Origin of the sequence: Microbacterium sp. SORGH_AS_0888 (genome assembly GCF_030818905.1) — a bacterium.
Classification (GTDB): domain Bacteria; phylum Actinomycetota; class Actinomycetes; order Actinomycetales; family Microbacteriaceae; genus Microbacterium.
Genome location: NZ_JAUTAZ010000001.1, coordinates 1762624 through 1775831, shown reverse-complemented (window position 1 = coordinate 1775831; position 13208 = coordinate 1762624). Strand labels below are relative to the sequence as shown.

The 13208-nt window shown below is 69.5% G+C and carries 14 protein-coding genes; 3 read left to right on the top strand and 11 right to left on the bottom strand.

The window, feature by feature from the left end:
- Positions 1 to 132: 132 nt before the first annotated feature.
- The 9 genes from QE381_RS08620 to QE381_RS08580 all read right to left on the bottom strand — a co-directional run bounded on the left by QE381_RS08620 (position 133) and on the right by QE381_RS08580 (position 5800).
- Positions 133 to 849 carry a S8/S53 family peptidase gene (locus tag QE381_RS08620; protein ID WP_307217294.1) on the bottom strand — a complete coding sequence of 239 codons (717 nt, stop codon included), beginning with the start codon at positions 847 to 849 and terminating at the stop codon, positions 133 to 135.
- Complete coding sequence (locus QE381_RS08615; RefSeq protein ID WP_307217292.1) at positions 755 to 1423, bottom strand: S8 family serine peptidase; 669 nt, start codon at positions 1421 to 1423, stop codon at positions 755 to 757. The genes QE381_RS08620 and QE381_RS08615 overlap by 95 nt, the downstream gene beginning before the upstream one ends.
- Positions 1420 to 1710, bottom strand: a complete 291-nt coding sequence (locus QE381_RS08610; protein ID WP_307217290.1) for a WXG100 family type VII secretion target — start codon at positions 1708 to 1710, stop codon at positions 1420 to 1422. Before QE381_RS08610 ends, QE381_RS08615 begins: the two co-directional genes overlap by 4 nt.
- 2 nt (positions 1711 to 1712) lie before the next feature.
- Positions 1713 to 2030, bottom strand: a complete 318-nt coding sequence (locus QE381_RS08605) for a WXG100 family type VII secretion target (RefSeq protein ID WP_307217288.1) — start codon at positions 2028 to 2030, stop codon at positions 1713 to 1715.
- 17 nt (positions 2031 to 2047) lie between these two features.
- Entirely contained in the window at positions 2048 to 2401 is a 354-nt protein-coding gene (locus QE381_RS08600; protein ID WP_307217287.1) for a hypothetical protein, read from the bottom strand.
- A 934-nt stretch (positions 2402 to 3335) separates the two neighbouring features.
- On the bottom strand, positions 3336 to 4598 hold the full coding sequence (locus tag QE381_RS08595) for a S8/S53 family peptidase (protein ID WP_307217285.1): 1263 nt from the start codon (positions 4596 to 4598) through the stop codon (positions 3336 to 3338).
- Positions 4599 to 4665: 67 nt separating this feature from the next.
- Complete coding sequence (locus QE381_RS08590) at positions 4666 to 5079, bottom strand: hypothetical protein (protein WP_307217283.1); 414 nt, start codon at positions 5077 to 5079, stop codon at positions 4666 to 4668.
- Positions 5080 to 5161: 82 nt separating this feature from the next.
- Entirely contained in the window at positions 5162 to 5443 is a 282-nt protein-coding gene (locus QE381_RS08585) for a WXG100 family type VII secretion target (protein WP_307217281.1), read from the bottom strand.
- Positions 5444 to 5485: 42 nt separating this feature from the next.
- Complete coding sequence (locus QE381_RS08580) at positions 5486 to 5800, bottom strand: WXG100 family type VII secretion target (protein WP_307217279.1); 315 nt, start codon at positions 5798 to 5800, stop codon at positions 5486 to 5488.
- 468 nt (positions 5801 to 6268) lie between these two features.
- Between QE381_RS08580 and eccD the strand changes: the two genes are divergently transcribed.
- The 3 genes from eccD to QE381_RS08565 are packed head-to-tail and all read left to right on the top strand — an operon-like array spanning position 6269 to position 10230.
- Positions 6269 to 7609 (top strand): type VII secretion integral membrane protein EccD, encoded by a 1341-nt coding sequence (gene eccD / locus QE381_RS08575; RefSeq protein ID WP_307217276.1) that lies wholly within the window; start codon positions 6269 to 6271, stop codon positions 7607 to 7609.
- A 6-nt stretch (positions 7610 to 7615) separates the two neighbouring features.
- Positions 7616 to 8938 carry a type VII secretion protein EccB gene (gene eccB / locus QE381_RS08570; RefSeq protein WP_307217274.1) on the top strand — a complete coding sequence of 441 codons (1323 nt, stop codon included), beginning with the start codon at positions 7616 to 7618 and terminating at the stop codon, positions 8936 to 8938.
- Positions 8938 to 10230, top strand: coding sequence for a S8 family serine peptidase (locus tag QE381_RS08565; RefSeq protein WP_307217271.1), 1293 nt, complete (start codon positions 8938 to 8940; stop codon positions 10228 to 10230). The genes eccB and QE381_RS08565 overlap by 1 nt, the downstream gene beginning before the upstream one ends.
- 66 nt (positions 10231 to 10296) lie before the next feature.
- Here the strand turns inward: QE381_RS08565 and QE381_RS08560 are convergent, their stop codons facing one another.
- Positions 10297 to 11424 (bottom strand): FHA domain-containing protein, encoded by a 1128-nt coding sequence (locus QE381_RS08560; protein WP_307217270.1) that lies wholly within the window; start codon positions 11422 to 11424, stop codon positions 10297 to 10299.
- Positions 11425 to 11762: 338 nt separating this feature from the next.
- On the bottom strand, positions 11763 to 13145 hold the full coding sequence (locus QE381_RS08555) for a glycine--tRNA ligase (RefSeq protein ID WP_307217268.1): 1383 nt from the start codon (positions 13143 to 13145) through the stop codon (positions 11763 to 11765).
- Positions 13146 to 13208: the final 63 nt, after the last annotated feature.

The window sequence follows — 13208 nt, the reverse complement described above, 5'->3', positions numbered from 1 at the left end:
GGGTGCGTCTAGCGTAGCGAGCCCACCCGGACGGGGCGCGCTGTCGTGCGTCGTTGGGGGCGAGGCGGTCGATCCTCCCGCAGTAGGTGTGCGCGTTCGTTCGTGAACGAGGATCGTTCTCGCCGCGAGCGGTCAGGCCCGCGGCGGGCGCTTCGCGCGGCGGGTGACGAGCACGATGGTGATGATGGCGGCGGCGATGATGAGGACGAGGATGATGATCCCGGCGATGATGACGCCGGTCAGGATGCCGTCGACGGGATTCGTACTCGTCGGATCGGGCGCGGGCGCCGGGGCGCTCGCGGCGGGAGAGTTCGATGCGGTCCCGAGTGCGGATTGCGCGGCGGCGAGTTGAGCATCGGTGGGTAGGTAGTCGGCGCCGTTGAGACGGGGATCCTTGTTGAGCAGAGGGTTCTCGTCGGGATACTGCGAGGGGTCCACGCTGAGCAGACGTGTCAGCGACGCCGCCCCATAGCCGAGACCGTCGGTGGGGTTGTACGCCAGAGGGTGGTCGTCTCGTCCGGTGTTGTGGATCAGTGACTGGATCAGCTGGTTCCCGGTCGCGTTCGGGTACTTCTGCGCTGCCAACGCCAACATCCCCGCCACAATCGGCGTTGCGAGAGATGTTCCTGAACTCAGAACAGGCGAGTCCCAACTCGTACTGCTATTGCTTATGATGTTGATCCCCGCGGCGGCGGTGGTCACGTTAGGAACGATGACCGGTTCACGAGTCCTGGAGTCCTTCATAGGGTCGCCATTAGCGTCTATTGCGCTGACCGAAACGACGCCGCGCAGAGAGTTCGGTGCTTCGCCGTTCCTTTTGTTCCGAGGCGCTGTTCGGGGGTGCCGCAACCACTACGACTCCACGCGCGATCGCTTCCGCCAAGACCTTCCCGTCGTCGTCACTAGCCGGCTCGACGCCGGTCGAGGTGCTCACGATCTGTGCGCCGTCCTGCATCGCTCGCTTCAGGGCGAGACCGAACGAGGTGATCCCGAGGTTCTCCGGGTCGTACGGCACGCTGCATGCGCCGTCTCCGTATCCGATGAAGGTGACGTCGGCTTCCGGTGCGATTCCGCGGATCCCGGCGCCTTGGCCATTGCCGATGAGGAATGACGTCACGTCGGTGTCGTGAGTTGAGGCTTCGCTTGGCGCCGTGTTGACGACGGTCGCCCCTTCGCAGATGGGGTCGGGATCTACCGTAAGGTGCGACCCCGTGAGTCCTTCGTACTGGGGGTTGATCTGCTGTCCGATGACGGCGATCTTGACGCCTTTGCCGGTCCAGCCTACGGAGTGTGCTTGGTCGACGTTGTAGGCGGAGTACCACCATTGGCCGTCGTCTGCTGTGGCTGGTGTTGCTGCGTCGACTACCGCGAGTGTCAGCGCGCTCGCGAGCCCGAGGGCGGCCAGCGCGCGCCGGGCGTTCACTGCTGGAAGAGCTTGGCGGAACGCTTGTCGGTCTCGACGTAGTTCTCGGCGATCTGCTGCGTCGCGTTCGCGATCGAGGCGAGCACTTGCTTCATCTCGGCGAACGAGGTCGACCATTGCCGCTGTGCGTTGTCGTACGCCGTCTTGGCAGCGCCGTCCCAGTTCGCGCGGAGCCGGTTGGCCTCCTGCTCGAGCCCGAGCAGCGCCCCCTCGATTCGCTGGCTTTCGACCCGAAGAGCCTCGGATGCCTCACTCAACCCTGCCGGGGAGACACGAAGATCTGACATGGTCACTCTCCTCCCATCAGCGAGCCGAGCCCGCGGATCGTCGACTGATGCGACTGCTCGACGGCGACCTGGTCGCTGTGCGTCGCTCGCAGTGCAGACTCGAGATGCACGAGAGTGTCGTTGATCCGCTGTGCGTTCGCCGTCCACGTCGACACCATCTGCGTGTACGCCTTCGCGGCGTCACCAGACCAGACCGACTGGATCTGGTCGAGCTCTCCGAGCACCCGTCGGGTGCTGTCGGCGATATCGATGTGCGCGCCCGAGACGGCTTCCGCACCGCGCATCAAAGCGCCCTCGGTCGCGGAGATCTTGTTTTCCATGTCGCGTCCTCCCTGTCTCAGTCGCGTCCGCCGGCGCCGGCGTTCTCCGACCACGGACCGATCTCTTCGTCGTCCTCGAGCTTCGGGGCGAGCGGTCCGCCGAGCCCGCGGCTGCGCTTGTCGCTCTTGCCGCCAGCGCCGCCCTGCGCGCCCATGCCGCCGCCGGCCATGCCGGCCGCACCGCGGCCGGCCGCGCCCTCCGCGGCCGCTCCCGCACCGCTGCCCGTTCCGCCCGAGCCACCCAAGAGCCCTCCGGAACGGCCCGCGGCACCCGCGCCCGCGCTTTCCCGCGCCCGCGCCGAGGCCGCCGCCACCGCCGAGCCGCCCCAGCGACCCTGCTCCGCCGGCGGCGAGCTTGCCCAGCCCGCCAAGGGCGGCGCCGCCACCCGCGCCCGCGATCAGGCCGCTACCGACGCCGCTCGAGCCGCCCAGTAGACCCGAACCGCCGCCAGGGCCGGAGCCACCCGGGACGTGGATTCCGCCCCCGATATCGCCCGGCAAACCGTGTCCGCCCGAGATCGGGCCATCCGGCGTCGGGACGATGATCGGACCGCCAGAACCTCCCGGCGGAGGCATGACGATGTAGTCGGGGCCGGGCGACCACCCCGGGTCGCTCGGCCCCGAGCCACCCGAGCCACCCGACCCGCCCGAGCCACCCGAAGACCCCGGACCGGGGACGTAAGCGCCGCCGCCCGGCCACGACGACCCGCCGCCACCTGACCCACCACGCGGCGGCGTCGTCTCGTCCCACCGCGGCGGCTCCGTGTCGGAAGGCTGATTGTAGTAAGCGCCGAGAACAGCGGGCGGAGGCAGCGTGATCTGCTCGTGCGCGGCTTGCAGTTGTCCGTTGACGGTGTTGAGCGACGCCTCGGCCTGCTCGTTGCGTTGATTGCCGAGGATGTTGTTCGCAATCGCGATGGCCGTCTCACCCGCGATGATCGAGAACGGGCCGAGAGCGACGATGGCTCCCGCTTCTGCTCCGCGGATGGCGGCGACCTGTCCAGAATCCAGCTGTCCCGCACCGAGCTTGCTGAGCTCTGCTTTCGCGGTCTCGCGTGCTTCGTTCGCCGACGTGACGGCGTTGGGAAGCGTGTTCTCGACGTAGTCGATGAGGACTTCGAGGTCCTTCTTGGTCTGGTCGAGGGTCTCGCTCGCACTCATCCCGGCCGTTCCGGTGATTCCGGTGTCGGAGGCGACGTTGCCCAGGATGGTCTGGAGGTTGCGGAGCGCCTCGACGGTCTGCCCCGTGGCGGGCAGGTTCCACCACGTACCGCTGGCGATCTTCTTGCAGGTCTTCTTCTGCGCTCATGGTGTGTCCTTCCGTGGGGAGTTCTTCGCGCGGCGGGTGACGAGCACGATGGTGATGATGGCGGCGGCGATGATGAGGACGAGGATGATGATCGCGGCGATGATGACGCCGGTCAGGATGGCGTCCACGGCGCCGGTTTCCGCGGGCGCGGTCGCGGGTGCGGAAACCGGCGCGCTCGCGGCGGGAGAGTTCGACGCGGTCCCGAGCGCGGATTGCGCGGCGGCGAGTTGCGCGTCCGTGGGCAGATACAACGAGCCGCTGAGTCTTGGGTCTTTGTTGAGCAGAGGGTTCTCGTCGGGATATTGCGAGGGGTCCACGCTGAGCAGACGTGTCAGCGACGCCGCCCCATAGCCGAGACCGTCGGTGGGGTTGTACGCCAGAGGGTGGTCGTCTCGTCCGGTGTTGTGGATCAGCGACTGGATCAGCTGGTTCCCGGTCGCGTCCGGGTACTTCTGCGCCGCCAACGCCAACATCCCCGCCACAATCGGCGCGGAAATCGACGAACCCGTACTGAGCGCTGCAGAGTCCCAGTTTGTCTTGCTCGGCGCCATGATCTTCACACCGGCCGCCGCGACCGTTACGTTCGGCACGACTACCGGTGCGCCCGTGGCGTCATCTTGCTGAAGGTTGCCGTCTGCATCCGTCGCACTGACCGACACGACGCCCCGCAATGAGTTTGGCGCTGATCCGTTCGTTACCTCTGAGACACTGTTCGGCGTCGCGGAGACGACGATGATCCCGCGGGCAATCGCCTCCGCGAGCATCTTGCCGTCGTCATCTGTGGCGTTCTCGGCCCCGGTGGACGTGGTGACGATTTGCACGCCGTCGTTCATCGCCCTCTGCAGCGCCAGACCGAACGAACTAATCGTCGGGTTCGCCGGGTCATACGGTGGCGAGCAGGCGTCACCACCGTATCCGATGAAGGTCACATCAGAGTCGGGCGCGATTCCACGAATTTCAGCTGGGCCTTGCCCGTTCCCGACGAGGAACGCGGTGACTCCGGTGTCGTGACTGGAACTTCCCCCGAGGTCTTGACTGATGACAGTTCCGTTGGTGCAGATCGGTTTCGGGTCGACCGTCAGATGGGTTCCTCTCAGGGCAGCGTAGTTGGGGTTGATCTGGGTTCCGATGACGGCGATCTTGACGCCTTTGCCGGTCCACCCTTCGGAGTGTGCTTGGTCGACGTTGTAGGCGGAGTACCACCACTGGCCGTCATCGGCCACGGCCGGCGACGTGCCGCCGCCGAGCACGACAGCCACCGTCAGCCCGACGGCTGCCGCTGATATGCGCCACGAGGGGTGGAGCGAGGATGTACCCACGGTCGGGTTAGTAGGCGCGTTGCGACGGGTCGCTGCTCGTCGCGTTCGAGGCGGGCGGTGTGTGCGTGCTGGAGGACGACGACGTGGGTGCGGGAGCGGAGGCCGCGGTGTTGTTGATGAAAGCGGAAGCGTCGCTGGCCGAAAGCGAGTTGTCGGCCTCGTTCTGCTGCAGCCCCTGCGCCGCCGCGTTGAGAGCATCTGCGTTGATCCTCACGAACTCACGCAGCCGGTCGATGCGACCGGCGAGCGCCGTGGTCGCCCACTCCAGCTTCTTCGTGATGTTCTGCTCGGACGTGACCTCGTTTCCGCCGACGATGTTCGTCACGGTGGACCTGTCGGGAAGAGCATCCGCGTGATTCATCAACGCCGTGATGTTCTTGAGGACTTGGTCGAGCGTGAACCCGATGTTCTGAATGCTCATGGTCGTTCCCCCTGAAGTGTGGAGCGGGTGCGGGCCGGTTCCGGACCCCTGGTCGGAACCGGCCCGCACCGGTGTCGTCGTGTCAGAGCGCGAAGCGTCCGGCGGCCGACTTGTCGGTGCTGGTGTAGCCCTGCGCGATCTGCTCGGTCTTCGAGGAGATCTGCTCGAGCAGGGTGTTGAGGTTCTGAAGCGACTGGGTCCACTTGCGCTGCGCCTCGTCGTAAGAGGTCTGTGCCTCACCGGACCAGGACGAGCGCAGCTTGCCGACTGCGCTCTCGAGCTGGTCGAGCTCGGACTTGATCCCGTTGGCGCCGTTGCGGATCTGACCGGCCAGCGCGATCACCTGCTCGGGACGAACGGACATCGACTGCATCTGAGTTCCCTTTCTCTTCCTGTGCCGAAGGGCTCAGGAGCCCATCATCGACGAGAGACCCGAAATGGTCTGCTGGTGCGACTCTTCCGATGCCGCCTGGTCACGCTCGGTGCCCTTGAGCGCGTCTTCGAGCGTGACGAGCACCTCGTTGAGCTTGGTCGTCTCTTCGTTCCAGCGCTGCATCAGCTGCGTGTACGAGCCGGCCGCGGCTCCGGTCCAGAACCCGGCGACCTGCTCGATCTCACCGCGCACCTTCTTGACCTGCGAGTCGATACCAGCCTTCGCGGTGCTCACTGCCTCGGCGCCGGCCTTGAGTGCGCCCTCCTCGGCGGAGATCACATCTGCCACGTCAACCCCCTTCATTCCTGTTCGATGGTCGTGATGGCAGCCGATCTTAAACGCCCAGTGCGAACGGTATCCCGGTCTACCGATCTCAACGCTAGATGTGCTAGCGGTTCTGCGCAGAAGAATTCCGCAACCTGTGGATTAAATATCTCTCATGATCAGGCCGGATTCCATCCGGATGCATGGTTCTGCGGGGCTCCTTTGGCTCTTCCGCGCCGGAATATCGACGTCCGCGGTGTTTCGCCCGATCGAGGGCCGCCTTCGGGAGCCGGGGGTCCGGCCGCGGACTTCCGTGACCCCCGGAAGGAGGTCGCGGAGAGGACCCCTCCCGTCCTCTCCCGCGCAGGAGACGCCGGGAAGCGCTTGGCTCGCGGAGCATATGTCCCGTACACAGCTCACGGCGGGTGTCCGGACCGCGCACTAGACTGGCCGCGCGACAGGCACCCAGTCGAGCTCGAGGGGGAACGGACCGTGGCCCAGACCACCACCGCGCCGCGCGCACTGCTTCGACTCTCCGTGCAGAGCGAGGGGCGCCGCCTCGATATCGGCGTGCCCGCGCAGGTTCCGTTGATCGAGTTCCTGCCGGGGTTCGCCCGCAGTCTCGGCGTGCTCGATCCCTCGATGACCGTCGCGGGCTACGAGCTGCTGACGTCCGACGGCACGCGACTCGACGTCTCGCAGGGGGCTGCCCCGCAGGGGGTGGAAGACGGGGACGTCCTCACCCTCACCCGCGGCGGGCTCGTGGCCCAGCCGCGGGTGTACGACGACATCGTCGAGGCGGTCATCGACGCGACCGCCGAGCAGTCGCGTCCGTGGAGCCCGAAAGACAACGCCCGAACCGCCCTGGCCGCGAGCCTCACGCTTCTCGGGATCTGCGCCGTTCTTCTGCTCGCCGCCGGCCCGGCGCTCGGTATCGGAGCGCTCGTCGCAGGCGGCGGCGCCGTCGTGCTGCTCGTCGTGGCGGCCGTCATCGCCCGCCTCGGCCAGCGCGAGGCGGGTCACGGACTCGCCATGGCCGCGGCCGTCTTCGCCGGACTCGCCGGCTACCTCGCGACCCCGGCGGGCCTGCCGCTGTGGGGTTGGCCGTTGGCCATCGCCGGATTCGCCGCGCTCGTCGTCGCTGGCATCGCCATGGCGTTGATGCCCGAACAGGCAGAGATCCAGCTCATCCCCCTCGCCGTGGCGGGTGCGATCGCCATCTCCTCGGGTATCGCGGTGCTGCTGCCGGGCTCCGAGACCGCGGTCTACGCGCTCACCATCGCCGTGGTGGGCACCCTCGGCGGTGCGCTCCCATGGCTGGTCCTCAGCTCCACCCGCATCCGGGTCATCTCGCCACAGAGCGACGCCGAGGTCTTCGACGACCCCGCGCCCATCGATGCCGAGGACGTGCGGCGCCGCGCGGCACGCGGGCGACGGATGCTGGTGTGCCTGCGTATCGCGGGCGGCATCATCGTGCTCGCCGCGATCCCGCTGGTCGCCGGCTCGGGTCTCGTCGGCGCGCTCCTGTGTCTGCTCGCGTCGCTCGCGATGATGTTCCCCTCCCGTCAGGCGTACTCGCGCGGCAGCGTGCTGGCCGTCATGGTCGTGGGAGCGGCAGGTCTTGCCGCAACCGGGCTCACCGTCGCCGCGTTCCAGCCCGGTCTGCGCGTCGCGCTCATGATCGCGGTCGCCGTCGCGACCGTCATCGTCATCACCCTCACGCTGCTGTCGCCGGGAGCCCGGATGCGGGTGACCCGCCTCGCCGACACGACCGAGCTCATCGTCCTCGCCCTCCTGCTGCCGCTGGGCGCCATCGCGGCCGGATGGGCCTGATCGCCGATGGCGACCAAGAGCGACCTGATCGAGGCGCAGAACTTCTCCCGTCGTCGTCTGCTGACCGCGTTCGTCAGCGGCGCTCCCGGCGGCAAGGAACTGCAGCCGGCGGCGCCCCTGCGGGCGGTCATCGCCGCGATCGCCCTCACCCTCGGCGTCGTCCTGGTCGGCGTCTTCTACGGACTCGTCAAGCCGGGGCTGCCGAACGGGTGGGAGAACGGCAAGCTCGTGCTCGTCTCCGACACCGGCGCGCGCTTCGTCACGGTCGAGGGGACCCTGCATCCCGTGATCAACACGGCGAGCGCTCGACTGCTGCTTCCCGCGTCGGGTTTCGGCGTCATCACGACGGATCAGCAGAATCTCGCCGGCGTCGCGGTCGGTTCGACCCTCGGCATCGTCGGAGCGCCCGATGAACTGCCCGCGCCCGACCGGCTGAGCAACTCCGGCTGGAGTGCCTGCGCGGTCTCCGACGCGGGAATCGACGTGCGCGTCGGCCAGACCGGGCCGGTCCCCACCGATGCCGCCGCGGTCGTCTCGATGGGAAACAGGCTCTACGTCGTCGCGGGCGGCCGCAGTTACGCCGTCCCGGCGAACGGCGCCGACGCCGTCCTGCGCGCCGCGGGCATCACCGCGGCCGATCCCGTCAAGGTCTCCGCGGACTGGCTCAACCTGTTCGTCCAGGGAACGCCGCTGCAGCCGCTCGTCGTCGACCGTGCCGGCCAGGGCCTCGCGGGCTCGACCCTCGCCATCGGCGACGTCGTGCACTCGCGCGGCACCCCTGACGACAAGCGATACGTCGTGCAGACCGACGGCAGCCTCGCGCCGCTCACGCCGCTCGCCTGGCAGCTGTACCTCCTCGGCAGCGGCAGCACGTCCGACCAGGTCGTCGAGGTGAGCCCCGCCGAGACCGCGAACCTCCCGACCGCCCCACCCGCCGGGGGCGATGACTGGCCGACGAACGGCTTCACCGGGCTTGCCTCGTCGCAGCGCCCCTGCGCCCTCCTGACCGCGACGGCCGACGGCGCCGAGACCGTTCTCGCCTCCCAGAGCGCCACGGCGGACGCGAAGGCCGGCATCTCGGTCGCGCCGGGCTCCGGTGCCCTCGTGCGTGCGGGCGGACGTGGTAACCAGGCCAGCGGCATCCTCACCCTCGTCGACGCGACCGGCACGGCCTACGCCCTCCCGGGCGCCAACGAAGAGACCGTCAACCGGCTCGGCTACCGCATGAGCGATGTCGGTGCCGTCGGCCAGGGCTGGACGGCGCTGTTCCGCACCGGTCCCGAGCTCACCGAGGCGGCGGCGGGGACGACGCCCGCCGCCGGCGGCTGATGAACCGGCTGCGGCGCTGGGTCGCGGCATCCGCTGGATGCGCGCTCGCGGCGGGCATGATCGCCGTGCCGGTCCCCGCGCAGGCGGCCGGCTCCGACCCGTGCACGGCCGACTTCCGACTCAACCAGCCCGTTCCGGCGCTGGGCATGTTGCAGAGCGACCTCGCATGGAGTGTGACCCGCGGCGCCGGAGTGACAGTCGCGGTCGTCGACTCGGGTGTCTCGGCGAACAACCCGCATCTGACCGCGGCGGTCTCGGGCGGCGTCAACCTCGTACCCGACGGCACGGATGCGGCGGGCACGACCGACCAGTACGGACACGGCACCGCGATCGCGGGCCAGATCGCGGCCCGCAAGATCGACGGCTCCAGTGTGGAGGGCCTCGCTCCCGAGGCGCGCATCATGCCCGTGCGCGTGTTCGCGGGCGCGGACGACCGTCAGGTGCAGGCCGGCTTCGGACCGTCTGCGGCCCGAATGGCCGACGGCATCCGATATGCCGCCAGCCATGGCGCGCAGATCATCAACGTCTCGATGAGCATGACCGCTCCGGACCCCGCCGTCAGCGCCGCCGTCGCCGAGGCGACGGCGCGCGGCTCGCTCGTCATCGCGAGCGCGGGCAATCGCGACTCGAACATGTCGCTCGGCAAGAGCGACCAGGACGGCACGCGCTACCCCGCCGGCGACCCCTCCGCGGTGGGCGTCGCCGCGACCGACCTCAACGGTGTCGTGACCGAGACCAGCATCCACGGCCCGCACGTGTCGGTGGCAGCGCTCGGGCAGAGCATCCTCACCACGTCCGCCGCGGGCGGCGACTGCAGCTACGCCGACACGGATCCGGCGACCAGCTATGCCGCCGCGTACGTGTCGGCGGCCGCCGCGCTCGTCGCCGCCGCCCACCCTCGCGAGACGCCCGCGCAGTGGGCCTACCGGCTCGAGGCGACCGCGGTGCGTCCCGATCCCGGCTCCCGTGACGACTCCGCGGGGTGGGGCATCGTGCAGCCCTACGAGGCGATGATGCTGGTTCCCGGTCCGGGAATCCCGGGCCCACCGAGCCCCTTCGATGTCGGCGATGAGCCGGTCGCCACGCCGACCCCGGCGGCAGCCGTCGTCGTGCACGACGACCCGCCGGCGGATGCGGCTGCGATCGCCCTCGGCCTGGTCACCGCGATCGGCGGCCTCGTGGTGCTCGGCGCCGCGGGCGCCGGCGGTGTCCTGGTGGCGCGGCGTCGCGCCGCCGGCCGTGCGACGGTCACGCGCGTGGGCCGCGGGCTGTACGGCGAGCCGCCCGCCTGACGCTACCGGCCCCCGCGGGAGTCACGGCAGACCCCTCCAGGGGGTCGCCGTCGTCCCCGCGTGGGGTCAGGGAATCCGGCGCAGGGAGAGAGCCGCGTCGCCGAGCAGGAAGACCTCGGTCGCGGATGTCGGCTGCTCGGCGGTGATCAGTCGCTCGGCGGCGCCGTCACGCAGCGTCACGCCGTTGGTCGATCCCAGATCGGTGATCGTCCACACCTGGCCGGTCCACTCGAGTCGAGCGTGGCGCTTCGACATCGTCTTGGTCGCATCCTCGATCGCCACGATCTGCGCGCCCGGCTCAGGGCGAGGATTGCGCCCCAGCACGACGACGCGTTCCGACAGCGACACGGTCTCGCCCGTCGGCAGAACGAGCTGCCAGCCGGCAGGGGCGCGGACGAGGGCCGTGGACTCGTCCGCGCCGTCACGGCGCAGCCCCGCGGCCTGGCGGCGGGTGAGCGGAACATCGGACGTCGCGGGCGATGCGCCCGGAGTGGCGCGTGGTGCCGCGTAGGACGACGGAGCGGTCGGCGCGGGCGCGGATGTCGGCGCGGCAGGGGCGGACGCTTGCGCCGCGGGCGTCGTGAAAGCGGCGGGAGCCGGTGTCGGCACGGCGGATGCCGGCGCGGGCGTCGCGGCCGGCGGTGCAGGGAAGGCCGCCGGTACCGGAGCGGGCGCCGAGGCAGGGAACGAGGGCGCGGGCGGGGCGGCGAACGGCGCCACAGGCTGCACGGTCGAAGGGCCTGCCGGCGCGGCGGCGGTCCATGCGCCGGATGCGGCGCCTCCGCCGGAGGCGACATCCGTCGTCGCGGCGGTCGCACCCGCGGCCTGGACAGTGCGGCCGGGGGAACCGAGGAGGGTGGCCCAGAGGGGCGGGATCAGCACGGCGAGCGCGACGAGTCCTCCCGCACGCTCGGCATCCCGACCGATCCGGTGCGCGGCGATGGCCTTGAGCACGACGGCATAGAGGTTCACGAGCGGAACGAGGAACAGGGCGGCCTTGACCGGATCCTGGCCGCCGAGCCGCAGCAGCTCGGCCTCGTTCATCACCGGCACCCAGGCACGCCACGGGTCGGTCTCTCTCGTGCTGAACACGCGCGAAAGAGCGAGGGCGTACCAGACGTGCCAGGCGGCGAGCACGGCCAGCACGACGAGCATCCCCGCGGCGAGCACGGCGAGGGCGACGGCATCGGTCACGTTTCTCCTCCGATTCTCGGCGTCACTCGACGTTACCGTGTCGCGTGCGGGTTCTCGGCGGTCGGCTCCGTTGTGGAAAACCTCGCGGTGATCCGTCGCGGTGTTCTAGCCTGCGAGCGGGTCGGGCTCGCGCGGATGCGTACGCGGCCGAGGGCATCGGGGTCGCCCTGCTCCTGGCGGTCGGTTCCGACCGTGGCACGACAGCGATCGCCTGGGCCGTCTCGCTGATCACGATCATCGCATTCGCCCTGGCGATGCTGCTGTCGTGGCTCGTCCCCACCACGACGGTCGCGCTCTCACGAGGCTAGCGAGCCGCGGGCGAGGCCGTCCCCCGGCTCTCAGGCGCCGCGGAGTCGCTCGGAGAGATACGCGTCGAGCCGGTCGAGTGCTACGCGCTCCTGGGCCATCGTGTCGCGTTCGCGCACCGTGACGGAGCGGTCCTCGAGCGAGTCGAAGTCCACCGTGACGCAGAACGGCGTGCCGATCTCGTCCTGACGGCGGTAGCGGCGGCCGATCGCACCGGCGTCGTCGAAGTCGACGTTCCAGCGGCCGCGCAGGTCGGAGGCGACCTCGCGCGCGAGCGGCGAGAGGTTCTCGTTGCGGCTCAGGGGCAGCACCGCGACCTTGACCGGCGCCAGACGCGGGTCGATCCTGAGCACCGTGCGCGTGTCGGTGCCGCCCTTGGCGTTGGGGACCTCCTCCTCGCGGTAGGCGTCGATGAGGAACGCCATCATCGCCCGGGTCAGGCCGAACGAGGGCTCGATCACGTAGGGGATGTAGGTCTCGCCGGAGGCCTGGTCGAAGTACGAGAGCTTCTGGCCCGACGCCTCGGCGTGACGCGAGAGGTCGTAGTCGGTGCGGTTGGCGACGCCCATGAGCTCGCCCCACTCCTTGCCGCTGAAGCCGAACCGGTACTCGACGTCGATCGTGCCCGCGGAGTAGTGGGCACGATCCTCCTCGGGAACGTCGAGGCGTCGCATGTTGTCGGGGTCGATCCCGAGATCGATGAACCAGTTCCAGCACGCCTCGACCCAGTGCTCGAACCACTCGCCGGCCTCGGCCGGCGGCGTGAAGTACTCGATCTCCATCTGCTCGAACTCGCGCGTGCGGAAGATGAAGTTGCCCGGCGTGATCTCGTTGCGGAACGCCTTGCCGACCTGGCCGATGCCGAACGGCGGCTTCTTCCGCGACGCCTGCAGCACGTTCGCGAAGTTCACGAAGATGCCCTGCGCCGTCTCCGGGCGCAGGAAGTGCAGGCCCGACTCGTCATCGACGACGCCGAGGTAGGTCTTCATGAGACCGGAGAACGATCGCGGCTCGGTCCAGTTGCCGCGCTGGCCGGTCTCGGGGTCGGGCACCTCGTCCCAGCTCTGCGGCTCGCGGCCGTGCTTGGCGGTGAAGGTCTCCCACAGGTGGTCGGCGCGGTAGCGCTTGTGGGTGATGGTCGACTCGACCACCTCGTCGGCGAAGGTCTCGACGTGGCCGGAGGCCTCCCACACGCGCTTGGGGAGCACGATCGAGCTGTCGAGCCCGACCATGTCGCCGCGGCCGCGCACGAACGTCTGCCACCACTGGCGGCGGATGTTCTCCTTCAGCTCCGTCCCGAGGGGGCCGTAGTCCCACGCCGAGCGCGAGCCGCCGTAGATCTCACCGGCCTGGAACACGAACCCGCGGTGACGGGCGAGGGCGATGACTTTGTCGAGGCGGGACTGCTCGGCCACGGTGGCTCCAATGGTCGGGGGAGAGATGAGGGATGCGTCGGCCACACCGGGGGCGTCCGCATC

Bases quoted from the DNA above. Each gene is read 5' to 3' on its own strand.
- QE381_RS08610 (WP_307217290.1), bottom strand. From the start codon at position 1,710: ATGTCAGATCTTCGTGTCTCCCCGGCAGGGTTGAGTGAGGCATCCGAG.
- QE381_RS08605 (WP_307217288.1), bottom strand. From the start codon at position 2,030: ATGGAAAACAAGATCTCCGCGACCGAGGGCGCTTTGATGCGCGGTGCG.
- QE381_RS08590 (WP_307217283.1), bottom strand. From the start codon at position 5,079: ATGAGCATTCAGAACATCGGGTTCACGCTCGACCAAGTCCTCAAGAAC.
- QE381_RS08585 (WP_307217281.1), bottom strand. From the start codon at position 5,443: ATGTCCGTTCGTCCCGAGCAGGTGATCGCGCTGGCCGGTCAGATCCGC.
- eccB (WP_307217274.1), top strand. From the start codon at position 7,616: ATGGCGACCAAGAGCGACCTGATCGAGGCGCAGAACTTCTCCCGTCGT.
- QE381_RS08565 (WP_307217271.1), top strand. From the start codon at position 8,938: ATGAACCGGCTGCGGCGCTGGGTCGCGGCATCCGCTGGATGCGCGCTC.